This window comes from Pantoea sp. App145 (assembly GCF_047947045.1).
Classification (GTDB): domain Bacteria; phylum Pseudomonadota; class Gammaproteobacteria; order Enterobacterales; family Enterobacteriaceae; genus Pantoea.
In genome coordinates, this window is record NZ_CP133291.1 from 432,549 (window position 1) to 458,268 (window position 25,720).

Consider the following 25,720-nt stretch of genomic DNA (forward strand, 5'->3'; position numbering starts at 1 on the left):
CTTTGCTCAAAACTCCATGGGCAGAGGGTAAGCATCATCTGGCGCTGCCGTGACTGTTTTCTGCTCATCCGTGGTGATTATCCAGGTTAGGTCAAAATATTGCGCATATAGTTATTGCAAGATCCAAAGCATTAACTTCAGGGAAATAACGAAATGAGCTGGTTTACGCCGTGGCCACAGTTATCGCGTGTACTGATTTTACTTGCCTGTCTGACATTGATTTTGTTCGGGCTGCATCTGTCCTCTCACCTTATTAACCAGGTTCTGTTGGCAATGCTGCTTTCCATCATGCTGGATCCGCTGGTCAGTTGGTTCGAGCATAAACGCATCCCGCGCATTCTCTCCTCGTTGCTGATTATCTCGGTATTGCTGCTGATCATCGTGGTGACCATTATCAAACTGACCGTGTTAACCCCGGATTTGATCCTGCTGAGCCGCCAGACGCCGCTGTTGCTGACGGCAAGATTGCAGGAGGTGACTCAGGCCCTGGATCACATCGGCATTGCCCTGGCACCGGACGAAATGCTGGCGTTTGTCGATGCCGGGGCTATCGTTCGCTGGATCACCGCTTTCCTGACTCAAATCCCCGGCGTCCTGTCATGGTGGGTGATGGTTTTTCTGATGCTGCTGTTTATGCTTTACGAGCTGCCGTTGCTGAAAAATGCGCTGCAAAAACGTGCGCAGGGCGACTCACCGGCGATTTATCTGGCGCTACAGGAAGGGATTCAGAGTGTCATTGTCTATGCCAGGGTTAAGACGCTGACAGGAATCTTCGGTGGTCTGATCGTCTGGGGTGGCGCGCAGTTACTGGGATTAAAATTCGCCTTTTTCTGGGGCGTATTGATGTTTGTTTTCAATTACGTGCCGGTGCTGGGTTCCTTTATGGCCGCCATTCCGCCCGTGGTACAAAGCTATCTCGCCTTCGATCTGGAAATTGCCCTGGTGATAGCGGGATTTTTTGTGGTGTTAAACCTGACACTCAGTTCCGTGCTGGAGCCGCTGATGGTGGGTAAGCGGCTGGATATGTCATTAACCAGCCAGCTGCTGGCTTTTTTGTTCTGGCAGGCCATGCTGGGCATTACCGGCGCTATCCTGGCGATCCCTTTGACCTACCTGATTAAAAAAGTCCTGCTGGCCAGTTTCCGGCAACAGCAGGACGTGGCATCCGCCACACAAGCCCGCGATTAACTGCTTCGCTTTACCCACAACTCCAGCAGAGCATTCAACTCCCGGACCTCCGCTGGGGTTGCCACTGCGGCCGGATGGCCGGTGCCCCTGATGTTGTTGATGGCATTTTTCACCAGGGGATAACAGGCATTATCTGCATATTGTTCCTGTTTGAAATCATCGCTCAGTCGGGTATTTACCTGCGTAGTTTTCCTGCCATCAAGGACATCCTGGCGGTTCACATCCTTATTGGCATCCCACCTTTTTTTCATTTCCGCCGCCACTTTCACCATACCAACACGCTCATCTCCTTTAGCTCCCTGTATCGCGATTAAATTATCCGTCCCCGCATTCCTGGAACGAAAGTCGTTAATTTCCTCTGCCAGAGAATCTAATTGCTCCAGCCTGATCTGTTCGTCTGCATTTACGGCCAGTTGCATAACATCTACGTTTTCGGGAAAGCGATAATCCTGCGGTATAAAGTTCTGGGGTTGAGCGACATACTCGATACCATGGTCTTGCAGAATTTGCTGCAAGGCCTGCGCCTGGTTACCCTTAGGGTGCCAGTTGCGGGTCATTTGCGCGTCAATAGAAATGACTTTGACCACTTTCTTGCTTTGCAGACCTTCCGCCACTCCCTTCCAGCTGGTCTGAATATCAGGACGATCCAGTGAGGCCATCTGCACCTTGTTTGAACCATGATAGTTAGGTACATGGCGAATAGCGCCCGTAGGAGGCGTGATGTTCTCCTCCACCAGACGCAGCCTGCCATCAGCACTTTTCACCGCGGATAACGGTGCAGGCAGATTCGGCTGGCTTAAATCCCTCACTTTACATCCATTCGTCCCAGGCAACTCGTACTCCGCTATCCGCGTGGTATTCAATTTCAACAGATCATACGCTGGCTCCGTATCTGGCGGTGCGAACAGATCCCCATCCTCAAGCGATTGCGTTTTGCCATCTGCATCCACCCACCTGGCCCCATAAGACTTTGCCACTGTTTCAGAAAAAATCGTTTGTCCCAACGCCGTACTCAGTGCCTCTGGTGTTGCATACTCTGCCATCCCCACTCGCGGATCGACCAGGTACCAGCTGGTCTCGCCGTCCTGGTCAGCATACTTACCGATCAGCAGCGAATGTTGTTCAGTTTTCAGCTGATAGGCGGTCGCACCCACGCTCGATCTGAGTGAATCCATCACCTCGCTTTGTTTCCATGCGGTACGGGCATGTGCATCCTTGCCAATAAACAGCATCTCTTTCATTCCCAGTGCATAGGGTGCATGTGAATTAAGCAACCTGATCCGCTTATTAAACAGCGCGCTCTGGACCTGGTCGGTTTTGCTTACCACCCGGCTGATATTATCCATCATCTGGGTACCCTTGTGCTGGTGAATGGCTACCGCGATCGTATCCGTCAATCCGTCACAGCTACCGGCTCCACTACAGGCCGCTTTCATCATGTGCTGGCGCAGCGCGACCCGTTTTGCCCCCGTCATCATATTCCGTGCCATATCCATCTCATCCGTATCCAGAGCCGGAACATCACCGAGGCCCAGCTCCTGGGCCAGTTTGCGATCGGCCAGAATGCGAATCAGAGTCTCCCCAACGGTAGCTTCATCGCTGAGCCAGGAGGGTAACTCGCTGACAATACGTTCAATTTTCGCTTTGGCGTCTGCTGGGATAGTCCCCATTCCTGTACTGGATAATGTCCCCGCTTCCCTTTTGGTACGAGAGGGTGCCCCCGCCTCCTTGCTCAGCTTATGCTTAACGTCCATTATTATTTTTGTTGTGCCACGCAACACTTGGTTAGACGTTTTCACCAGGGATTTTATGGCCGCATTTTCCATCGGTACAAAGATGACTTGAGTGTCGCCCTCGCTGGCCGCTTTCATGGATGCGGGCCCTTTATAGCCGATGACTTTCACACCTAATTCATTGGCCATCGACTGCCCCGTAGACGCGACACTGCCACCCACGGCGCTGTAACAGGACATAAAGTGCATCTCCTCCAGCCCTTGAATTTTGAAACCTCTCATTTTGACCATCGCCCTGATAATATTGGCATTTTCCGCGACTAACTGGTGGTCAAAAGTGGTTCCAGGGGCACCGTGCATTGAATAGGTTATTTTGATGGGTATTGGGTCCGGCTCTCGTTTCCCCGGGGCGACATTAAATTTCTTTTCTATCGAGAGAGATGCACCTTCACCCGCGAGTTGTACAATCCTGTCAGGTAACTGATTGGTCACAAACTGCGGATTTCTGTTGGTGGGCGTGTTGCCAAGACCTCCGCGCCGCAGCGTCAAATCACCCAGGTTGGTGTGTACCAGGCCATCAATGAAATCATCGAAATTCTCCGCCACAACCATCTGTACACCGGAACCCAGGGTTCCCTCTAACTTGTCCAGACCCGCGCCGGAAAAACGGCCATTGCCATGGCTGAGCATAATTCCTTCAACCATATTAAAGTTATTGGTAAATACCACCACCTCACCCGGCGGAGTATTAATCAGCTGCTCCCGCGTCTGAATTTCAACCGAGTCCGGCACCAGCTTTTCATAAGTCATATCTTTAGCCAGCGCCTGCTTGATTAGGTGTTTATTTCCCTTCCGTTCGGCCTCCGTTATCATTCCGGATTTCTTTAACAAACCCGTAATGAATTTCTGGGGGCTATCAGAAGAACCACTTAATATCATCGACCGTGAATTTTTCTGTAATAGCGAAAATTTCGCAAAATCTTCATCATTAAGTTTGGTAAGCAGCTGCGTTTTTTTTTCAAGGCTTGCCCGATGTTTGTTCAGAAGGTTGACCAGTTTAGCTGATAGGTTGGTCTTTAGATCTTCCGGTATGGTTTCGGCTATAGCAGGCGCTTGAGCATCAGGCTGTGGCGGGCCGTCCCCTTTTTTACGCAGATTTAATACAACTTCATCATTACTCCCTTTCTCATAATGAATGGCCAGTTCTTCATTATTATAATTATCACCATAGCGCTGCCGGTAACTGTCAATTAGTTCGTTGTATATTTCACCATCGATTTTCCCCTTTTGTATTTTGTCATAAACCTCTCTCATTTGTTTAATATTACCATACGTAGCCAGTAGCGACAGCGGCGGTGAATCATCCAAATCCATTATTCTGGTGGCGGAAAGAAGATCGTCAATAACACGCTGCTTAATTTCCATTGCCGAAGATAATGCCGTGCTGAGCTGCTGCTGCATCGTATTACGTTGTTCCACAGAGAGCGCACTCCCCTCTGGCAGCAACTGTGCCTGGTCGAAGTTTTCCAGCATCAGTTTTTTCTGCGCGAAATCATAATGCAGGTTATCCAGTGTGATATCAGGATGATAAATTCCCTTACTGCTTAATTCATCGACCAGCGCGGTGATCAACTCTGTTTGCCTGGCTGGATGCAGATCGTCCAGGGAAACGATGGTTTCCAGACTTACGCTTTTATCATTCAGCAAGCGGGTGAGAGATTCCCCCGGTAAATCAGGCAACTGTGCTGAGATACGTTGTTCCCAGTTATCATAATAACGATGCAGCTGCGCGGCATCTGTGCCATACAGGCGCTGGTAAGCCGCGACGTTATTTTCCGCCTGCTTATAATACTGCTCATAAATACCATTCGGCGGAACCGGGTAATCCTGCATTACGGTGTTTTCATTCAGGCGGTAACGTTCCCCGTAACCGATACGCGCTTCCGGCGTGCGGTATGCGGTAGAAGTCGGTGCCAGTGAGTGGTTGTCATACGCTACCAGCGGAGGATTTTCATCCAGTGCACGGTAACCCGCCATATACTCATCGTAGAAACTGCTTTCCTGTTTCGCACCACGCAGAAGCCGGTGCTCACTAATATTTTCGCTGATCTGCCCCACCAGGCCGCTACGTGATGACCCACCGGCCATCTTGGTATGTGCCGCCTCGGTTTCCATTAGCGCATCGACCACCAGGGAGGTTTTATGTGAGGGAGTGAGATTGCCCCATTGCCGTTCCAGCGCGACCAGTTCTGCCTTCATCTGCTTACTGTAATTTGCCAGAATACCTTTCAGGACATTGATATTTTTTGTGGTGCTCCAGGCATGTTTCAGTTGTTTTAACAACACGGGAGCGATTTTTTCTACAGCAACATCCGTCAGTATTGAAGTCAATATAGCCAATGGTATACCTGTGAATTCCGCCTGACGCTGCATTTCGTTGTTCTGGGCCAGCGCTTTCAGGGCTTGTTCTGCCCCTGCCACACCCGCCTGCATCGCCATATGCAGCAACCAGATGGCTTTGGGTCCCAGCTTAGCAATAACAGCGATACCGCTGGCAGCCCCCGCCGTGATTAGCGACAAACCAATAGAAATCGCTGTTAATAACGTTTCACGCCACTGTTCCTCGCTCAGTTCCGCAGCAGTGTTGGTCCTATGATCCAGCGTCCGGGCAAACGAAACCGCATCCCACATGACGTTATTTTTGCTGGTTTGCTCGAGTGTCTGCCTTTTCGCGTCGTTCTGTCCAAGTTCCAGTTTGATTTCATGACCTTCTTCCGAGTACATACTCATCCAGAAGGGCAAAACCCGCTCAAGCGCTTTCTCATCGCGCCACATATTATCCAGTGCCTGCTGTAACCCCATATCGCAGCGGACTCTGTCAGGAAATTTTCGTTTTATTTCTCCCGCCATGCGTTGAAGTTCATTTAATCCTTCATGCATCTTGTCAGGTTTGTCTCCAGTGCCCGTGCCAATGCTGTAACGCACCTTGCCATACGCTTCCTCCAGCCGGGTCTGCTTCTTGAGGGTGGCATCAAAAAGCTGCTTCGAATCCAGATGTGAAGTGATAAAACTGAACAATTCCGTGTTGACATTATTGATTTTCCCCACACGTAGATTGTCCAGATCTTGCTGGCTGGCAATCACAGTCTGCCCGGTACGCTGGGAAATGATGGCTTGCTGATGGTGGTTTAATTTTACCCATATCATGTCCCCTGCTGGATAGTTGCCACCGCGTGATTTGGCAAAAAAGGTACCGTGTTCTACCGCCTCACCATGACGTAACGCTTTCAATTTTTTTAGCGTCTGCGTAACGTCCCCCCTGATGACAACCTTGCGCTCCTTAATGTCATCGATTAGCCGATCAAGACCTTCCGCAGCAACCCGGACTTTGTCATTCGCCAGAATCGTTCTGGAATCTGGATTCATGATAAAACTCAGTTTGCTTAACGCGTATTTATTGATATCCACATCAGCGACCAGCGCTTCCCGGTTTTCGAAAAGCTGTTGAGCCAGGTCTGTTCCGTTACCCGATGCAGCGGTGGTAACGGGTTCACTGGTTTTACAGCTATCGCTGACCGGTTGTGTTGTGTCTGCGGAAAGTCTCACAGCCAGGATGGTGGGTTTATGGTGGGCAATGCTATCGATGAGCTGCCTGCGAAAACCAAGATTTGCCTTAAACGATTGCCGGTAGGTCCCCAGAATCAAGCCGCTTATCGTGGTCTCAACCTGCTGTAAGGAGCTGCCATACAGGAGATCGTTTTCCATGTTGTCCGGCAGCCAGGAGGTTGCGTCAATTTCCAGCGTAATTTTCGTGTTGGGATCGGCATCAATGCCAAGGCGCTGCAATGTATCACTGACGATCTTTTTCAGCACAGGGGTGGCAGAGATGGTGCTTTCTACTGCCACCATAACCAGTTGCTGATAATTATCCCGTGCATCTATCCGCTGTTTCAGACTAGCGGAAATATACTGGATAATTTTCTGCTGCAATTCCGGGTTCGCCGCCATCTCTGTCGGCCAGCTGCTGTTGTCCGGTTTTGCGTTCAGCAATGATTCAAGTGTGGTCCTGGTGAAATCCGGATAATCCGTTTGCAGAATGCCTGCCATCTCCCCCGGCGATAAATGCAACAGGTCTGGCATCATCAGACGGGAATTTAACCCCTGACATACCTCCTGAACAATTTTCCCTCCCATTTCCCTCACGAAATCGGGCATCGGGAAATTGAAGTTCAGCAACAGGTCATTCATCTCTTCATGGGATCGCTTCTCACCTCCCATTTTGTTGTCATAGAAATGGGAGAATCGATCTATCCACCCATCACCTAACTGACCAAATACCTCTAGCAATTCGGGTGAGGGAGTGAATTCCTGCGCCCATTGCAACGTTTCCTGACGGTTTTTGACCTGGGGAGAGTGGTTGTATATCGCCTGCGCAGCCTGCATGGTCTGTTGGTGGATATGTAATTCTTTTTCGCTTTGCACCCGGTTTGACTCTACTGCCGTCTCCCTTCGGTGGGCATTCGCTATGTCGTAAGCTTTAATTCCCTGTTTTAACTCTTCACTGTACGCCGTGTACCGGGTTCCATAACGAAACGATGACTCACTGGGGTATTTGTACCACTGTTTACCTGCGGGATTTTTCAGACGATCCACCAACGAGGTGAAAGCTTTATTCCTTGTGCCCTGCAGCTCCGCCATGGGTAGAACTTCAATATAGTCACTGCTGGGATCGCCAACCTCCCCAGGAAACTCCTGGGCTAAATATTCCGCAAAGGCTTCGGGTGGCATATCCAGAGGGAAAACGCGCGGGTAAACCTCGACCAGGGTTCTCGGCTCCGTAATCGGTAACGGGACACCCGGCGGAAAAGGTTTAGCCTGCGATACACGGTGATTAATCCCCGTCAGAAGTGGCCTGAGTATATTGTACGAACCGGTCAATTCTGCCCCGTTCAGTTTTATTGAACCGCTGGTGATCTCTCCCATCATCTGAGTGGCAAAACCCGGATTTTGCCACAGCTGATCGGTAGTCAGATTTTTGAGGGTTTCGTCATTTTTCTGAATGTTCGCAACCAACTTCTGCACTGCCGGTTCGCTTTCGCGCAGACGAAACAGCAGCTGGTAATCCTGTATATAGGAGGCAAAAAGCCCATACTTCCGTAGCTCAACAGCAGAAACAGCCGTGGTATCTGTCGGGAAGCTGTAGTAATTATTGGTTTTTATCGCAGTTTCTGCAGCTGCAGCGCGTTTTAACACATCCTCAGGGGTGCCATTGAGTCCGGGTAGCGGGTAGTCGGGATATTCTCCTTTTACCAGCTGCAAAGCGATATGCTGGCGGAATTCATCCCTTTTCCACAAATTTTCGTGTACCTCGGGCGCAGCAATACCGCTCTGGAGAGTCGCCATATGGATAATCTCGGTATAGTCGGGATTATTGGGATTTCGCTCTATTTGCTCGATATCACGTTGCACAAGCTCCAGCGCGTTCTGCTGCTGAAAACGACTGCCGACGCTTCTGCACAGCTCAGTGTCAGACATACAATTTGCCTGGAAGGTCGCAATTCCACGGTTGATCACCCCCTCCGGGGAGGTTGGTGAAGGTGCGGCCGGGGTATGGGTAGAGACGGTTGACGTTGATTGTGGCAGCCCCGCCATTCCCGCAGATTCTTTGCCATCCTGGGCCACTATGCTGGCAACGCTATTTTCCCCGGCATCCCTGGCGGGTACTGTGTCAACAGGCCTAGCGTCCGCACCGGGCATGAGTGCGTTGGCGATACCGGCAGCCATTCCTAAACTCATACCAATCGGCCCTCCTCCTATCGCGAAGCCAGTTAATCCGCCTGTAAAAGCACTGGCTGCGATTTTAATGGCCTTTTCCGGTAGGGACATGGGGGAGGAACTTGCGAATGAATTTTCCTGACGCACCGTTTTCACGTTATTCAGCGCTGAGTCTGGACTCCCACCGGGGTTGTTCACCCGGTGAAGCACTGCCTGCACCATTGGCTTCGCATAGATTATTTTGCTCTCAGCCTCCGCTGCCGCCTCATCGGGAGCCGAATTTCTGGTCGGGGCTCTGTGCAACGGCGTTGTTTTTTGCACTCCGGGGCCAGGTGTTCCAGCCGCTAGCTGGGTCTGTATATAACCGGCTCTCTCGTTATTATCATGCTTGAACACCCCGGCCCAGCCATGCACTTCCCCCCTAGTTCTGATTAAGGTCTGCCCATTTTGATCGGTGACCATATGTTGCGTCATATCAATGCTTTCATACGTTTTGCAGGGAGCTACGACTTCCCCTTCTGCCGCCAGGGTGTCATCGGACGCCGCAGAACACACCGTGTGGACCGGGCTTAGCGTTTCAAAACTCTGGTCCTTTAAAACAACTGGCTGACCATTGACTCTCTGACCATTGAGGGTCTGTCCTGACAGGTTAAGGACCATGATTGAGGAATCGGGCCTGGCGGGTGTCGGACACTCAGCCTCCCGTGTCTGGTTCAATGCCTGAGGTTGCTGCGGTACAGCTTGATCCACTGCCGGAATACCCTGCTGTGTCACCACGCCCACCATATAGTTAGCCAGCTCACAGACTTTCTGCCCGACACTGCCCAAAGCACTGTGTACGCCGCGAGTCAGCAGCATTTTCAGTGCTCCCTCCAGCCGCTGGGAAAGGTCGAGGTCAATGGCTTTCGATATGCCATGTTGTTTGATGTTGCACGCCGTCTGCGCGAGATACAGCGTATTGAATATCAGCGACGCCACCGGAACTGCACCACTCTGGCCGATCATCTGCAAAGCCGGAATATTGATAACCGGCCCATTGCTGGTTACCAGCTGCATTATTGATGTAGTGCCAACCGCATCAGCCGCCCACTTTGCCGCGTCAGGCCAGTGGCTGGCGAGCTGTGCCAGCTGGCCGCGCAGCCATTGACCATCACGGCTGCCAGTGTGTATGACTTTGGCATCACGCAGTGCCACATGCAGCGTATTTTCCAGCTCGCTTTTCGTTTCCCTCAGGTTCATACCCGCGATTTTATCCAGCACTTGCTTATCGCGCGGGTCGGCTCCGACAAGCAACGCCATCACTTTCGCCGTTAACTTGCTATCCCCGCCCGGTAAAAGATGGAGATCGTTTTCAGCCCAGTCATGGATAAGCTCCTGGGCATCCGGCTCTGCCAGTCGTTCACGCAGCAGATCCAGCAGATTTCCGTCTTTTTCCGCCAGTGATTTCTCCGGACCTTTCTGGCCGGTTATTGATATCTGCACCGCTTTCAACTGCTCACGTCTCAGCCGCTCACGTTTCTGCTGTCTGAGTTTCTGCTTTTCTGTGAATCCTTTATCACCGTTGTCTCTATACAGCTCTTTTTCATCAGCCAGCATCTCCTGGCCTGGCTCACTGAGCTTCCAGCTATCGTCCTCTCTGAAGCAGATGGCAAGAGAATCCATCAGGTCCTGAGTGCAGAATTGATGTGCGTTATTAAGGCTGCCCTTAAAGGAAAAGGAATGATCTGTTTTGGGTTGTTCAGCCCCCACACCCTGATTTGGATTCAATGGCAGAGAAGATTGGGAACTCGTCGAACTCGTAGCGCGATTAGAAGGAAGCATGGGAAGTGTTCTCAATCAAAAAGGGGCAAGAGGCGCTGTTTCAGCCGGCGGCTCAGGGCATAGAAGGCATCGAGCAATTCGCCAAATCGGCTATCGCTGGCAAAGCACTGCTCATCAATCAGCGCCTTTAGTTCAAATTGCTTATCTGTACGGCCCAGTACCGGTTGCCTGGTCACGACCCAGGGCAACGGGTGCTGTAACTCTTCCAGTAATAGGGCCGCACCGGATGAAACCTGGGATTCATCCAGCCATTGCAACGGCGTGTGCAGCCAGATCCGCCCCTCCTTGAGGACAAGGTTGATGACGGGGGCGTTGTGGAACTCGAATACCACACCCGAGTCTTTTTCTATAATGAGGTTTTCGTCAGCTAACGGAGTTCCGGCCAGGGTATAACTCAGGACATGATTGATGCGATGACAGAGTAATTCGCTGTTGTTAGTCGGGTTCATAAAGGCGTCACCTTATTCAGGGTTGAAAATGATGACGTGAAAATAACCAATGCGGCAGGATCTTAATTGTGGAATCTAACGGAAACTATCGGTTTCAATACAGGGGAAGGGATATATTACAATTGCTGACAACCAGCCGGGAGCAGCTCACCAGACTTTACTTTATTAAGCGCGATCCCCCTGACCAGGATCAAAAAGTCCTGCTGGCCGGTAACCGGCAACAGCAGGACTCCGCATTATCGAACTCAGGTCAGTGATTGGGTTTTCACCCCACGCCATGATCGTGTCAGACGTTTTTCTATCTCAACCACAATAAAGATAGCGATACTGACAATCAGTGAAATAAACCAGTAATTAATCGGTAACGGACGGGTGCCGAACAGCGTATTCATCAGTGGGATATAAATGATGATCGCCTGAAGCACGATCAGCACCACCGTCACCAGCCAGATACCCTTGTTCTTCATCAACCCGCTGTCGAGGGAGAAGCCTTCCGAATTACGGCAGTTGATCATATAGGCCCACTGCGCCGTCACCAGCATTTGCAGCAGCACGGTACGAATAAATTCCGGGCTGTAGCCACGCGGTTGTAGCCAGGCTTCCAGCACAAAGGCGCTGATGGAGATTAACAAGCCGACAAAAATGACACGCCAGATGGCATATCCATCCATCACATGCGCCTTCACATTACGTGGGGGACGGCGCATGGCATTGGCTTCTGCCGGTTCAAATGCCAGACCAAAAGACAGCGTGGCGGAGGTCGCCATGTTCATCCACAGAATCTGCACCGGGGTGAGCGGCAGCAGATTCCCCATCAGGATAGCGATAATAATCAGTAAGCCCTGCGCCAGGTTGGTCGGCATGATAAACAAGATGGTTTTCTTCAGGTTGTCATATACCCGCCGCCCTTCTTTGACCGCGGCGGCAATAGTGGCGAAGTTGTCATCCGCGAGGATCATATCCGCCGACTCTTTCGTCACCTCGGTACCTTTGATCCCCATGGCGATACCGACGTTGGCCTGCTTCAGCGCTGGTGCATCGTTCACACCGTCGCCGGTCATACCGACGATTTCGCCGCTCGATTCCAGCGCTTTTACCAGGCGTAATTTATGCTCCGGGCTGGTACGAGCAAAGATGTCATAGGTTTTCGCCGCCTGCGCCAGTTCCGCGTCGTTCATATGCTCAAGTTCATAGCCGGTGACCGCTGATTTGCTGTTGCCAATACCCAGCATCTGCCCGATAGCCATTGCGGTTTCCTGATGGTCGCCGGTGATCATTTTGACGCGAATCCCCGCCTGCTGGCAATCGTGAATGGCCGAGATGGCCTCCGGACGTGGTGGATCCATCATGCAACCCAGCCCCAGCAGTACCATGCCGTTATTCAGTTCATCATGATCAAGCGAAGTGACCGGCTCTAACATCGGTTTCCACGCAGCAGCGACAGTACGTAACCCCTCACTGGCGTAGGTGGTGATCGCCGCTTCCCAGTAAGCGAGGTCCAGCGGCTCCACGCCATTGGGTGTCTGTTGCTGCTGGCAAAGCTTCAGCAGCACATCAGGTGCGCCGGTCAACACAATGTAAGCTTGTCCGTCCGCAACACAACTCACTGACATGTATTTATACAGCGAATCAAAAGGTAGTTTGCTGATCACCTCAACGGATTTTTTCTGCGCAATGCCTTTTGCCGCCAGCACTTTCATCGCACCTTCGGTGGGGCCACCGACGATCACCCAGTGCCCACTGGCATCCTGTCGCAGCTGACTTTCGTTGCAGATATCAACCGCATGCAGAAATTGCTGGAACAACGGATCAGTTGCGGCATTCAGCCCACTGGCCCCTTCCTCTGCCACAATTTCGCCTTTCGGTTCATAGCTGTTGCCGCTGACGCGCCATTTGCTTTTTGCCAGCACCACCGCTTTGACCGTCATTTCATTCATCGTCAGGGTGCCGGTTTTGTCGGAGCAAATGACCGACATCGCACCCAGCGTCTCAACGGTAGGTAATTTACGGATAATCGCCTGTACGCGCGCCATTGACTGCACGCCGAGTGAAAGGATGATCGAGATAATGGCCGGTAAGCCCTCCGGCACCGCCGCCACCGCCAGGCTGATAACCGAGAGCGCCAGTTCAGGGAAGGGAATATCACGCAGGATGTAACCGAAGATAAACAACGCAACCATCATCAGCAGGATGATGAAAAATATCGCTTTGCCGAGTTTATCAATCTGGACCAGCAGCGGGGTTTTCACCTCTTTCACAGAGCTTATCATCTCGTTGATATGCCCCAGCTCGGTGTCGCCACCGCTGGCCACCACCACGCCCGCAGCGGTGCCGGAACTGACAGTGGTGCCTGAAAACGCGAGGTTAAGGCGGTCGCCCAATGATTTTTCACCGGACAACGCATCAACATTTTTAGACACCACGGTAGATTCGCCGGTGAGAATCGCCTCCTCCACCCGCAGGTTATGCACGTCAAACAAACGCAAATCTGCCGGGATTTTATCGCCAGGACGCAGCATCACCACATCGCCGGGCACAATATCCTGGGTAGGTACGGTGATTTGTTTGCCGTCGCGCACCAGGATGGCTTCGCTGGCTAACATATTCTGGATACTTTTCAGTGATTTTTCGGCATTACTTTCCTGAATAAAGCCAATTAACGCATTGATCACTGCCACACCGATAATAACAAATGTATCCACCCAATGGCCCATCACCGCCGTGATGAGCGCTGCGGCAAACAGGATATAAATCAATACATCTTTGAAATGCGCGATAAATTTCAGCAGTGCTGACTTCTCAGGTTTTTGTGGCAGCGCATTGGGGCCGTACTTTTCCAGGCGCTCATTGGCTGCAGAAGAAGATAAGCCAGACGGTGAACTTGCTAAGTTTTGGAAAGTTTCCTCTGTAGTGCACTGATACCAGGGCTGCCCAGCTAAAACAGCACCCTTATCCTGACCTTGAACATTTTCCATATGGACCCCTAGCTATTAAGCTATTGTTAAAATGAGTTTTTCAACAAAACACACACAAACTGAGGTAATTAGATTTTTAAGACACTGACCGACACTTTCGCCTGAAAAAAAATAATCCAGCTAATGATTTGAATGAGATAAATTAAATCTAATCTATATTATCAGAATGGCAATGTTAGCTTGCCTGTATGTTCCGATTCTGGCTTTACACGTCTCTTGTCACCATCAACGGCAGAGAGAAAGGGAAATAATAATGGAAATACAGATGGTTAAGTTGGTTTTTGGCTTCGTCATCATGGCAGTTGTCGCCACCACTCTGGTAGGGCTGCTAACCTGGTTCGTGGTATCAAATATCTCCTGATAGCTTTTCTGAACTGCAACGCAAATGTAGTAATGCTTAAAATTGTTCCTTGTTAACTGATTAATCCATGGCGCGGTATTTTCGGGATGAGGGAAAAATAATGATAAAATACAAGGCAATGCTTTTTCTGCTTTGCTGTGTTCTGCTTACCGGTTGTGATGAAAAAAAAGAATCCCCACCACCGCAACCTCGTGTAATTAAGGCGTTTACCATCGCCGCTGGCAATGCTTCCAATATCCGCATATTCCCGGCACGTATTCAGGCAGGTGATAACACCGACCTCGCTTTTAAACGTGCGGGGCAAATCACGCAGCTGGATTTACGTGATGGGATGGCGGTTAAAGCCAATCAAACCCTCGCGACGCTGAATGATACTGATGCACGTCTGCGCGTGAAGGATCGGCAAAATACGTTCCAACTGGCAGAGCGGCAATATCAGCGCTTCCGTTCACTTTCCAACCGCAGCGCCGTGTCGCAGGCTGATATGGATGTGCAGAAATCCAATCGTGATGCGGCCGCCACTGCGCTAAGAATTGCTCAGGAAGAGTTGCAATTTCTCACCCTGCGCGCCCCCTTTGATGGGGTGATTGCCAGAGTTCAGGTCCGTAATCATCAGGTGGTGGCCGCAGGACAACCCATTGCCTTGCTAACCCGCGCCGATGTGTTGGATGTGATCTTCACCGTGCCGGAAAGTTTGTTTACCAGTCTCGATATCCAGAACGTCAGCTACCAGCCGGAGGTGCAATTTAACGCCCTGCCCGGCAGAACCTTCACCGCCAGCTACAAAGAACACACCACGCAAACCGATGCCGCTACCATGACCTGGCAGGTGGTACTGACCATGCCGCGTCCGGCCGATTTACCCAATGTGGCAGGGCTAAGCGGGTCGGTACGGGTCCAGTTGCATAACCTGCCAAATGCGCCAGCGCAATCACGCGTGGTGGTACCCGGTGCTGCGGTGTTCAATCCCGATCGCAGTCCCACCAATCAGCCCCATGTCTGGTTGATTGTCGGCGAGGGCAATGATTTACACGTTAAAGATCAGCAGGTCGAAGTTGGCGATGTCAGTGCCGCAGGCGTTGAGATTATTTCCGGACTCAAACCTGGCGATCGTATTGTGTCAGCAGGAACCGGCGAGCTACGCAATGGCGAAGCGATCCGCATCTGGACCCGTGAGCGGGGGTTATAATGCGGATTTTAGACAACTTTATTAATAAACCCATCCGCATCTGGATGGTCATTCTGCTGCTTGGCGTTGGCGGTATTTATGCGCTGCTCAACATTGGCCGACTCGAAGATCCCCTGTTCACCATTAAAGCCGCGGTGATTGTCACGCAATATCCCGGCGCATCGGCACAGCAGGTGGAAGAGGAGGTGACGTTACCGCTGGAGAACGCGTTACAGCGGCTCCCTTCACTCGATAACGTCACGTCCATCTCCAGTAACGGCCTGTCGCAGATCACCGTTTCGATTCATACCAGCTACCTGGCAAATCAGCTGCCACAAATCTGGGACGAACTCCGGCGGCGCGTAGGTGATGCCGCGCTTCAGTTTCCGCCGGGGGCGCATACCCCGTTTGTGAATGACGATTTTGGCGACGTCTATGGCTATTTCTTTGTGATTTATGGCAAAGATTTCACTAACGACGAACTGCGTAACTACGCCGACCAACTGCGGCGTGACCTGGTGCTGGTGCCCGGCGTGGCCAAAGTGGCAGTGGCGGGTGTGCAGCAGGAGCAAATCCGTATCGCTCTCTCCAGTACGAAAATGAGCAGCTACGGTATTACCACAGCGCGGGTGGCTGATTTGCTCAGCCGAAGCAACGTCGTCTCAAACGCCGGAAGTATCCGTATTGATGGTGAATCCATCCGTTTTAACCCCACCGGTGAATTTCAGTCGCTGGAGGATTTAGCCAACCTGCCGATATCACGCCCCGGCACCACGCAAACCCTGCATCTGCACGATATCGCCACCCTGTCGCACGGCGTGACCGACACCCCGGATAATCTCTACCATGCCGATGGGCATGAGGCGCTGGCGATTGGCGTCTCCTTTGCGCCCGGCGTTAACGTGATTAACGTCGGTGATGCGCTGACGCAAAAGCTCGACGCTTATCAGCAGGACAAACCGGCAGGCATTTCACTGAAGGTGTTTTATAACCAGGCGCAGGAAGTGAAGCAGTCGGTCGATGGATTTATCCTTAACTTCCTGATGGCACTGGCGATTGTCGTCGGAACGTTGCTGATCTTTATGGGGGTACGCAGCGGCATCGTCATCGCCGCATCGCTGGCCTTCAACGTGCTGGGTACGTTGCTGGTGATGTATTTGTTCGGGCTGGAACTGCAACGCATCTCGCTGGGCGCACTGATCATCTCGCTCAGTATGCTGGTGGACAACGCCATTGTGGTGGTGGAAGGCATTAAGATCGACCAGCAGCGCGGGAAACCGTTGCAGCAGGCCACCACGCAAATGATTCAACGCACGGCGTTGCCGCTATTGGGCGCAACGGTGATTGCCATCATCGCTTTCGCCCCGATTGGCCTGTCCCAGGACTCAACCGGCGAATACTGTAAATCCCTGTTCCAGGTGCTGCTGATCTCCCTGCTACTCAGCTGGATTACTGCACTGACGCTGACGCCAGTGTTTATAAAATGGAGCGAAGCGCGGCGTAAAGAATTAAAAATGCCGCAACAGGACGATCAGTCCCCTTACCAGGGCATTGTGTTTCGCGTCTACCGCCGCACACTGACCGCATTGATTCGCGTGCGCTGGCTGACAATTACAGTGATGGTAGCTTGCCTGGCCGCATCCTTATATGGCTTCACCTTTGTTAAACAGAACTTCTTCCCCTCCTCCAACACGCCGATATTTTTCACCGATCTCTGGCTGCCGTATGGCACCGATATCAACCATACCGCCGCGACCGCCGCGCAAATCGAGCGTTTTATTAATCAGGAAGAGGGGGTAGCGGCTACCGTCACCACCATTGGTCAGGGCGCGATGCGTTTTACCCTGACTTATGATTCCACCCGACAGTACACCAATTACGCGCAAATCATGGTGCGGGTGAAGGATGGCCGCCAGCTGGAACGTATCGCCTTAGCGACTGAGCATTATATTCAGCAGCAATATCCGCAGGTAAATGAACGCATTAAACGTATTCAGTTCGGCAGCGCCAGCGACAGCGCGATCGCCCTGCGTGTTATCGGTCCGGATCCTGATACGCTGCGCCACATTGCCAGCCAGATCGATGGCATTTTCCAGGCCGATGGCACCACGTTCCCGGTGCGTAATGACTGGCAGGAGCGTAGCAAAGTTATCCGCCCACAATACTCGGCATTGCGCGGGCAGGAACTGGGTATCGATAAACGCGATATTGATCAGGCGTTACGCATGAATTTCAGCGGAGATGCGGTGGGTATCTTCCGCGATGGCTCGCGGCTGATCCCGGTGATGTTGTATCCGGCGGATGATGAACGCCAGAATATTGATCACATTGCCAACATTCAGTTGTGGAGCAACTCATTACAACACTTTGTTCCGCTCAGCAACGTGGTGTCGGATTTCCGTCTTGAGTGGGAAGACCCGTTGATTATGCGCCGGGATCGTATGCGCGTATTAACGGTGCAAACTGACCCGGACCCCGCCCTGGGGTTCACTGCGGCGCAGGTAGTGGCGCGGGTGCAGCCACAAATCGAACAGCTGAAGTTGCCGCCCGGTTATCGCCTCGAATGGGGAGGCGAGCTGGAAAGTTCACGTGAAGCGCAAAGTGGGTTGCTGAGTTCGCTGCCGATTGGCTTCCTGGTGATGTTTGTTATCACCATCCTGATGTTCAACTCGCTGCGCGATGCGGTGGCAATCTGGATCACCGTACCGCTGGCCTTAATCGGCGTCACCTGTGGCTTCCTGCTGACCGGTATTCCGTTTGGCTTTATGGCGCTGATTGGGTTGTTGAGTCTCTCGGGAATGCTGATCCGCAATGGCATTGTCTTGCTTGAAGAAACCCGTCAGTTCCGACAGCAGAAATCGCTGCAGGACGCGATTCTGGATGCGGCGACCTCGCGTTTGCGACCGATCCTGCTGACGGCATTTACCACCGTACTGGGTCTGTTGCCATTGTTGCGCGATGTCTTTTTCCAGAGCATGGCTGTGGTGATCATTTTCGGCTTAGGTTTCGCCACGGTGCTGACTTTGCTGGTGCTGCCGGTGCTGTATCGCTGTTTCCATGCAAAGGAAGCTGTTGATGAATAACACCGGGCTTAATCTGTTGAAGACGCTGGCCTGCATGACGGCAGTGTCTTTTTTCACCCTGTATCAGAGCTATGATCGCTATAACTACAATTACAGTCTGGCCCTCAACATCCTGAGTTTTATTTCCACTATTGCCACGCCGCTCTACTTTTTACTGAGCGGCTATATCGACAGCGGGCAGAAACACAGCCCCAGCTGGCAACTGGATAAGATTCGCCGCATTTTGTTGATTTTTCTCTTCTGGTTTACCTTTTTCTGGTTCGCCGGGGTGCAGAACAAAGGCTATCTGATTCAGCCGTGGTTTATGATTTCACTGATTTTAATTTACGTGTCACACCCCCTGATTGACCGGTTAATGTTGTTTCCCGGCAGAACGGCAGCGATTATTTTTATCCTGTTACTGGCAGCATTTTTGTATGACATTCTCGCGGTATTGTGGCCGGACAACCGGGCGTTCTCACTGCTACCGCAATACCGCATCTGGACCTGGGTGCTGTATTACCTCTCCGGCCGTCTGATGGCGTTGCCGATGGTGAAACAAACGCTACAATCGGTGCGGGTGGTGCGGCTCAGCCTGCTGTTGCTGCCCGCGGTGTATCTTTTTACCTGGCTGTATGAACGTTACTACTTCATCGCCCGCTTTATCTCTACCGGCAATGATTTCGTCCTGACAGGGTCGCAGGTCTATTTTCTGGTGATCTTGATAGCCATCAGCGTTAACGGCATCACGCTGCCTGCACACTGGAAAAAACTACCGACGGTCTTCGCCACTCTGGGTAAAACCATGACCGGCGTCTATATCCTGCATTATCTGGTTTTCAATATTCTGGCGTGGGCCATCAGCATCCGATCGGTGGTGGATAAGCTATTGGTCATTGCGCTGACGGTAGCACTGGCGATGCTGATTTCGCTGGCAATGCTGCAAATTCCGGGCGTCAAAAAGCTGATTAGTTTGTAACGGGGATGGCTGGCGGCACGCCGCACAGCCAGCAGGGCCTTGTCATTCATCGAGCAGCGGAGCGAAACCGCCATAAATCATGCGCTTGCCATCAAACGGCATATTTTCGCCCATCTCTTTCATCCGCGGATCGGCCATCAGTTTTTTATTAGCCTCATCACGCACTTCTTTCGAAGGGTATTCAATCCAGCTAAACACCACCGTTTCGTCCTCTTCCGCTTTTACCGCCATGCGGAAGTCGGTGGTTTTACCGTCCGGTACATCATCAGCCCAACATTCAACGATGCGCGTCGCGCCAAACTCCTTAAACAAAGGCGCGGCTTTCGCCGCCATCGCCAGATAAGCCTCCTTGTTGTCTACCGGAACCGCCACAACAAATCCATCAACATAGGACATAGGTGATCCTCCGTCGTCAACTGCGCGACCGGTGATGATCGCGAGGTTCAGTGTACGTGAGCCAGGTAAACTGGATTTGCGTGATGGGCCGCAAAACTTCTGAATGCCTTCAATGGCGGTGAAATTACCTCAGGCATTCCACGTTTATATTCACCAGTCCCTTTAACCTGCTCAATGCGTTAAACTTTCAGTCACCTTCGTTAAGTCACACGGAATTTTATGCGTATTACCATCGAACAGGCCGATCAGCCCTTTATCCATAGCTTTTTTGGCGAGAAAATTGACAGCATTGATGCGGATTCTGCGCAGGCAAACCCGCTACGGCAGGCGCTACAGGTGGCGCGTCAGCAGGTAAACCAGGAAGCAGAGCTGAACTGGAAACGCGGTGCGATATTTCTCGTGCTGTTTATATTTCTCTACGCGGCGCTGGGTGCATCGCTCACGCTCGACCTTAGCACCAAAGACACCAGCCATAAAAGCATCGCGTACGCACTGGAAGCGGTGCCAGTCTTAATCGCTTTCTCTGGCTTTTTCCTCTCGCTGCTGTTTCTGTTCTTTACCCGCAGCAGCGCACGCCGCGCGCGCAATTGGGAACGCAGCATTGTGTTGCTGGAAAAATATACCGGCACCAATCTGAGCCAGCAGATTAATGCGATGGGTGCGCGCACCACACATTATTCCTTCTCAGCGATCATGACTTCCCTGGCGCTTTTTATCAGCCTGACCTGGGTGGTGATGTATAACTTCTTCACCTTTACCACCAGTGGCGTGATCGGCAGCGTTATCTCGCTGTTTATTACCACCATGACCTATGTGATCCTGGATATTCAGCTGTTGAAATCCGGTAAGCAGAGCGAGATTGATGAACCTCTCGTCCCTGCTGACGATGATAAAGAACAGCCGTAAGCATGAATCGCCCTTTTAGATTCAGCACGCTTCCGCTATCACCTCCACCAGGATTAAGGGACAACGCTTCACCCGGCACGCCTGGGAATACGCCAGTGAACATACCGAACACAGGTCCCGCACCTCAGACTGGTATTGATATTCGGTGAAGTAACGGAAGCGTCCACTGTCAGGCTCAGTACGCCAGAAACGTTGTGGTTCGAGAATTTCATCAAGCTGCCTGAAAGTCAGGGCTGAGGGGTTATGAAACCCCACTCTTACGCGATAGATAGTCATAAGCTGATTATTCGCACCCTGCCCGCTACCAGCCAGACGTTATTGGTTTTCAATGCGATAGACTTTGCTTATCAGCTTTCCTGTGGTGCAGGTGACATCCCGCACCACGGGCGCTAAAGTGGTTCTTTTGTTTGATTTTACGAGGGAAAATGAAACCTTTATTTGTCTACGGCACGCTATGCCCGGGCCGTTCCAATGCGCATATTCTGGAAAACATCGGCGGCGACTGGCTGGCGGGTTACGTGACTGGCACCTTCTTCGAACGTGGCTGGGGCGCGGCGGCAGATTTCCCGGGTATCGTGCTGGATAAAAACGGCCCGCGCGTGGCGGGTTATTTGTTTTTGTCAGATCAGCTGGATGTCCACTGGCCGATGCTGGATGAATTTGAAGATGGCTATGACCGGGTGGAGGTTGATGTCACGACCTCACAAGGCCAGCAGGTGACCGCGTGGGTGTATCAGTTGCAGCCGCGTAGTGAGTAACATTTTGCATGGGTCGTAAAAATTACGGTTGACGAAAATATAGACCTTATTGATAATAAAAAACGGCGGCACAGTGGGTATGACCGTGCCGCCGGAAAAACTACTTTTTACGTTTGTGGTTTATCCTGGGGGGCCGACGTTGCAGCGTTTGCCCCCTTAGTTTTTTCCACAACCGCCGGACCATAAGTCCGATCAAAACAACAACCACAATAACGGTATATTTCCCCGCCTGTGTTGCCGCCCCTGTCCAGCAGTGCTGGATCAGCGCTTCCGCATCACCCGCAAAGCCAGCCAGTTCCAGCAGTTTTAATACTAAATCGCACATCATTGTGCCCTCTTTAAAGCCGGGAAGCCCCCGACAGGGAGAGAGCGGCACAAATTTAGCGCAAATATCTTATGTTGAATGATAACGTCACGCAACTATCGATAACCTCTTAATATGTAAGTTGACTCCACTGTTGATCATCTGCTGAGGTAAGTGCCATGACCGATGAAGATAGCCGTCTGCATCCGCTGCTGCGCCACCGTGACGGGCACCATGCCCGTGTCACCTGGGAAGAACTGTTTTTCGATCTGGTTTACGTCTTTGCGGTAACGCAGCTCAGTCATTCCCTGCTGCACGACCTTAGCGCCAGCGGCATGCTGCATACGCTGATTCTGTGGTTTGCCGTCTGGCTCGGCTGGCAATACACCTGTTGGGTCACCAACTGGTTCAGCCCGGAAACCCCGCAGATCCGCGCGCTGTTATTTGTGGTGATGGCGGCGGCGCTGATCATGGCCGCCGCCCTGCCGCAAGCCTTCGGTGATAAGGCGGGTTATTTCGTTGCTGCTTACGTGATTATTCAGGCGGGACGTACGGCCTGGATTGTCTGCCTGCTTGGTCAGCACCATGCGCTGACCGCCAACTATCGTCGCATGCTGGTCTGGTTGCTTATCTCGGCGTCGTTATGGTGTGCCGGGGCGCGCAGCAATGACGGTCTGCGTACCGCATTGTGGGGATTAGCCGTGTTATGTGAGTACCTTTCACCCATGAGCGGATTTGCCTTTCCCGGCATGGGGCGATCCTCCACACGCGACTGGACCATTGAGGGAGGGCATCTCACCGAACGTTGTCAGCTGTTTGTCATCGTGGCATTGGGAGAAACGCTGCTGGCAACCGGCGGCAGCCTTGCCGCCAGTGATGAATGGACGTTTCCGGTGTTGTCGGCAATGGCGGCGACCTTTCTGTCGGCTATGGCAGTGTGGTGGCTCTACTTTGGCACCTCCGGCGAACAGGCGACTCAGGCCATCACCCATTCCACCGATCCGGGCAGGATGGGCGCGATGTTTCATTACGTCCATGTGATCCTGGTGGGCGGCATTATCGTCATGGCGGTGGGCAATGATCTGATCCAGGAAGACCCGGAACAAAGCGTCACGTTCCTGCACGGCGCGCTGATCTGCGCCGGTTCGATCATATTCCTGATTGGCAGCGCCATTTATAAACGGGTGGTCTACGGCGCCATCCCGCTGACGCATATTGTCGGGGCACTGGTGCTGTGTCTGGCTGTGGGGATTGTGCAACAACTGACGCTGGAACAGGCAGGCTGGCTCACCACCGTCATTATGCTGGTTTCCGCGTTTGCCGAATCCCGGGTACATCGCAGCCGCATGATTAAAATGAAAGGTGTATCATAGCCAGCGAATTCATTTTTAAGCCTTTATCCATGAAACTCAATTTCGATAACGACCTGACGGTGCGTAAGCTTTTTATCTTCTGCACCTATATGGAAAGCGAGAATCTGGCCCGCACGGCAGAAACTCTCGGCATTAGCACCGTCAGCGTGCATCGTGCGTTACATACGCTGGAGGAGAGTCTGCGCTGTCCGTTGTTTGCCCACAAGGGGCGCAATCTGGTGGCGTTACCTGCCGCCTGGACGTTGCTGGAATACAGCAATGAAGCGTTGCAAACTCTGAGCCAGGGGCTGGAAGAGACGCGACGCACGGCGGGTATCGGGCTGGGTCATCTGCGGATCGGCACCCTCTATTCATTGTCGCTGGATACCGTGCCGCGCCTGATTATGAATATGAAGCTGCGCCGCCCCGAGCTGGAGCTGAACCTGACGATGGGGTCGAATCAGGTGCTGACGGGCATGCTGCAAAACAATCAGCTGGACGCGATGATCATCTCGGTGACGGCAACCGAAATCGACCAGAGGGTGTTTGAGCAGGTGGGTTTGTTTCAGGATGATATCTATCTGGCGGTGCCCACTGCCGAGCAGTGCGATTCAACAGCTGATATTGATCTGCGCAACTACAGTGATAAGCCGTTTGTCTCGCTGGATGAAGGATTCGCCACCTTTACCGGCTTCCAGGAAGCTTGTCATGTCGCCGGTTTCGAACCCAATATTGTCACGCGGGTGAATGACATCTTTTCCATGCTGAGTCTGGTGCAGGCCGGGATGGGCTATTCGCTGGTGCCGGGCCGCATGCGCAAACAATACGAACACGATTTGCAGTTTCTTAAACTGGCCGAGCCGTATCAGATGCGCCAGCAAATCGCCATCGTCTTTGCCCGCAACCGCGAGCACGATCCCAACCTGCTGGCGCTGGTGGCAGAAGGTCGAATGTATGCCTTAAGCCTGCAACATAAGGCTCAGCGTCCCTCGTCCTGATGCAGGCGGGCATAGAGATGATGCACCAGTTCCATGCTGCTGCGTTCCAGCGCCAGACACTCACCCTGCGGCTGCGCGCTGCGGGTGAGCCCGGTCAGCACGCCGCCTGGCGGCATTTCAAGCACCAGCCGCACTTCGCGCTCCTCAGCCGCGACCATCGCCTCATGCCAGCGTACCTGGCGCGCCATATTCAGCGCCAGATCATCCGCAATACGTTCCGGCTGCCACAGCACACGAGCGCTGTTGCCACTCAGGTAAGCACAACGCGGACGTTGCAGGGTCACCCGTTGCATCGACGCCACCAGCTTACTCGCCGGTTCAGCCAGTAATGCGCAGTGGGAGGGTACGCTTACCGCCAGACGTCGGACACAACGCGCCCCGCGCGCGCGCGCCGCATCACCGGCGGATTGCATCGCCTGCTCGCTACCGGCGATCACAATTTGTGTTTCCGAGTTGATGTTGGCGATAAAACTGTGCTGGTTATCCACCAGCGGTTCAACCTGCTCCAGTGGCAAACCGTTGATCGCCGTCAGCCCATAGCCGTGAGGATATGCGCTTTCCATTACGTCACCACGCAGGGCAACCAGCCGCAGGGCATCAGCAAAATCCAGCGACCCAGCAATCACCGCCGCCGGATAAGCGCCAATCGACAGACCACATACCATATCCGGCTCGATGCCCTGGGCTACCAACCGTCGTGCGGCTGACACCCCGGCAATCAATAACGCCAGCTGCACTGCACGGGTGTGCTGCAACGCTTCGTGGCTATCCAGCGTCGCCAGTTCATCACCCAGTATCTCCTGCGCCAGCTGCCAGGTTTCATCGCGCGGCAACTCAGCTAACATGCCCGGCCTTTGTGCACCCTGGCCGGGGAAAGTAAATAAGGTTTTCATGGCGTCTCCTCCGCCCAGGGGTTATCCGTCAGGCGCGGCCCGCGCGCGGTTTTCAGCAATACCCGTCCGCTACGCAACCACTCATTCAGGGCAAAACCACCCTGCGGCGTTTCAATCTGGGTATCAGCGCGACAGGGCAACGCCGCCAGCGCCTGTTGCCAGCGGGCAAAATCTACGGGCTGCCGGGGTTGTGGTGCACGAATCAGCAGATCTAAATCACTGTCCCGATGCAACACCGGCAAAGTGGTTGCCAGTGCGAAGCCGGTACTGCCGGTGACGCCCCATTCCCACGACCAGGGCTGCTGGCGCAACATCACCAGCGCCTGCACCGTCGGATGGTCATTTAACTTCGCCGGGACGACCAGCATTTCGGGTGAGATGATGTGAGTGACATCATGCAGCGCGACCCAACCCGCAGCCCGCTGATGGCGTGCCTGACCACGCACGCCAACCGGAATCAGGCCATCCTTCCTCACATCACGCCGCACCACCACCGGTTGCTGGTGGTTCCACAGTTCCGCCACCCAGGGTTCTGTCACCCCAAGTAGCGCTGCATCATGGCGCAGCCAGAGGAGGTCATGTGGACGTGCGGCGAAGTTCAT

17 protein-coding genes are annotated in these 25,720 nt (G+C 52.7%); 9 read left to right on the plus strand and 8 right to left on the minus strand.

The genetic code is table 11. The features are described 5' to 3' along the window. The first annotated feature begins 153 nt into the window (after positions 1 to 153). Complete coding sequence (locus tag RCF31_RS21770) at positions 154 to 1,188, plus strand: AI-2E family transporter (protein ID WP_416413353.1); 1,035 nt, start codon at positions 154 to 156, stop codon at positions 1,186 to 1,188. On the opposite strand, the gene RCF31_RS21775 is transcribed toward RCF31_RS21770, so the two are convergent. The 3 genes from RCF31_RS21775 to RCF31_RS21785 all read right to left on the minus strand — a co-directional run bounded on the left by RCF31_RS21775 (position 1,185) and on the right by RCF31_RS21785 (position 13,941). Next, positions 1,185 to 10,358, minus strand: a complete 9,174-nt coding sequence (locus RCF31_RS21775; RefSeq protein ID WP_416413354.1) for a hypothetical protein — start codon at positions 10,356 to 10,358, stop codon at positions 1,185 to 1,187. The two genes, RCF31_RS21770 and RCF31_RS21775, sit on opposite strands and share 4 nt — an antisense overlap. Positions 10,359 to 10,528: 170 nt before the next feature. Further along, positions 10,529 to 10,966 (minus strand): type III secretion apparatus InvB, encoded by a 438-nt coding sequence (locus RCF31_RS21780; RefSeq protein WP_416413355.1) that lies wholly within the window; start codon positions 10,964 to 10,966, stop codon positions 10,529 to 10,531. Between the two features lie 245 nt (positions 10,967 to 11,211). Beyond that, positions 11,212 to 13,941, minus strand: a complete 2,730-nt coding sequence (locus tag RCF31_RS21785) for a cation-transporting P-type ATPase (protein ID WP_299450261.1) — start codon at positions 13,939 to 13,941, stop codon at positions 11,212 to 11,214. Between the two features lie 461 nt (positions 13,942 to 14,402). Here RCF31_RS21785 and RCF31_RS21790 point away from each other — a divergent pair, with 461 nt between their 5' ends. The 3 genes from RCF31_RS21790 to RCF31_RS21800 are packed head-to-tail and all read left to right on the plus strand — an operon-like array spanning position 14,403 to position 19,511. Beyond that, the gene (locus tag RCF31_RS21790; RefSeq protein WP_416413356.1) at positions 14,403 to 15,491 is read left to right on the plus strand and encodes an efflux RND transporter periplasmic adaptor subunit; all 1,089 of its coding nucleotides are present in this window, start codon (positions 14,403 to 14,405) and stop codon (positions 15,489 to 15,491) included. Next, positions 15,491 to 18,553: an efflux RND transporter permease subunit gene (locus RCF31_RS21795; RefSeq protein ID WP_416413357.1), complete on the plus strand. Its 3,063-nt coding sequence runs from the start codon at positions 15,491 to 15,493 to the stop codon at positions 18,551 to 18,553. Before RCF31_RS21790 ends, RCF31_RS21795 begins: the two co-directional genes overlap by 1 nt. Beyond that, positions 18,546 to 19,511, plus strand: a complete 966-nt coding sequence (locus RCF31_RS21800; RefSeq protein ID WP_416413358.1) for an acyltransferase family protein — start codon at positions 18,546 to 18,548, stop codon at positions 19,509 to 19,511. The genes RCF31_RS21795 and RCF31_RS21800 overlap by 8 nt, the downstream gene beginning before the upstream one ends. Before the next feature lie 42 nt (positions 19,512 to 19,553). Here RCF31_RS21800 and RCF31_RS21805 read toward each other — a convergent pair whose 3' ends face one another. Beyond that, positions 19,554 to 19,907 carry a DUF1428 domain-containing protein gene (locus RCF31_RS21805; protein ID WP_208717807.1) on the minus strand — a complete coding sequence of 118 codons (354 nt, stop codon included), beginning with the start codon at positions 19,905 to 19,907 and terminating at the stop codon, positions 19,554 to 19,556. Between the two features lie 219 nt (positions 19,908 to 20,126). Here RCF31_RS21805 and RCF31_RS21810 point away from each other — a divergent pair, with 219 nt between their 5' ends. Beyond that, positions 20,127 to 20,813, plus strand: coding sequence for a hypothetical protein (locus RCF31_RS21810; RefSeq protein ID WP_416413359.1), 687 nt, complete (start codon positions 20,127 to 20,129; stop codon positions 20,811 to 20,813). 21 nt (positions 20,814 to 20,834) lie between these two features. Here the strand turns inward: RCF31_RS21810 and RCF31_RS21815 are convergent, their stop codons facing one another. Beyond that, positions 20,835 to 21,089 (minus strand): hypothetical protein, encoded by a 255-nt coding sequence (locus RCF31_RS21815; RefSeq protein ID WP_299450270.1) that lies wholly within the window; start codon positions 21,087 to 21,089, stop codon positions 20,835 to 20,837. Between RCF31_RS21815 and RCF31_RS21820 the strand changes: the two genes are divergently transcribed. Both RCF31_RS21820 and RCF31_RS21825 read left to right on the plus strand, forming a co-directional pair. After that, complete coding sequence (locus tag RCF31_RS21820; protein ID WP_416413803.1) at positions 21,057 to 21,206, plus strand: hypothetical protein; 150 nt, start codon at positions 21,057 to 21,059, stop codon at positions 21,204 to 21,206. The genes RCF31_RS21815 and RCF31_RS21820 overlap by 33 nt on opposite strands. Positions 21,207 to 21,238: 32 nt before the next feature. Beyond that, positions 21,239 to 21,571: a gamma-glutamylcyclotransferase family protein gene (locus RCF31_RS21825; protein WP_416413360.1), complete on the plus strand. Its 333-nt coding sequence runs from the start codon at positions 21,239 to 21,241 to the stop codon at positions 21,569 to 21,571. 100 nt (positions 21,572 to 21,671) lie between these two features. Here the strand turns inward: RCF31_RS21825 and RCF31_RS21830 are convergent, their stop codons facing one another. Continuing rightward, on the minus strand, positions 21,672 to 21,899 hold the full coding sequence (locus tag RCF31_RS21830) for a hypothetical protein (protein WP_299450272.1): 228 nt from the start codon (positions 21,897 to 21,899) through the stop codon (positions 21,672 to 21,674). A gap of 155 nt (positions 21,900 to 22,054) precedes the next feature. Here RCF31_RS21830 and RCF31_RS21835 point away from each other — a divergent pair, with 155 nt between their 5' ends. Beyond that, positions 22,055 to 23,248, plus strand: a complete 1,194-nt coding sequence (locus tag RCF31_RS21835) for a low temperature requirement protein A (protein ID WP_416413361.1) — start codon at positions 22,055 to 22,057, stop codon at positions 23,246 to 23,248. A gap of 29 nt (positions 23,249 to 23,277) precedes the next feature. Next, a complete protein-coding gene (locus tag RCF31_RS21840) occupies positions 23,278 to 24,225 on the plus strand; it encodes a LysR family transcriptional regulator (protein ID WP_416413363.1) in 948 nt (315 codons plus the stop codon). On the opposite strand, the gene mdcH is transcribed toward RCF31_RS21840, so the two are convergent. Further along, positions 24,207 to 25,118, minus strand: coding sequence for a malonate decarboxylase subunit epsilon (gene mdcH, locus RCF31_RS21845; RefSeq protein WP_416413364.1), 912 nt, complete (start codon positions 25,116 to 25,118; stop codon positions 24,207 to 24,209). The two genes, RCF31_RS21840 and mdcH, sit on opposite strands and share 19 nt — an antisense overlap. Further along, positions 25,115 to 25,720 carry a malonate decarboxylase holo-ACP synthase gene (locus RCF31_RS21850; RefSeq protein ID WP_416413365.1) on the minus strand — a complete coding sequence of 202 codons (606 nt, stop codon included), beginning with the start codon at positions 25,718 to 25,720 and terminating at the stop codon, positions 25,115 to 25,117. The genes mdcH and RCF31_RS21850 overlap by 4 nt, the downstream gene beginning before the upstream one ends.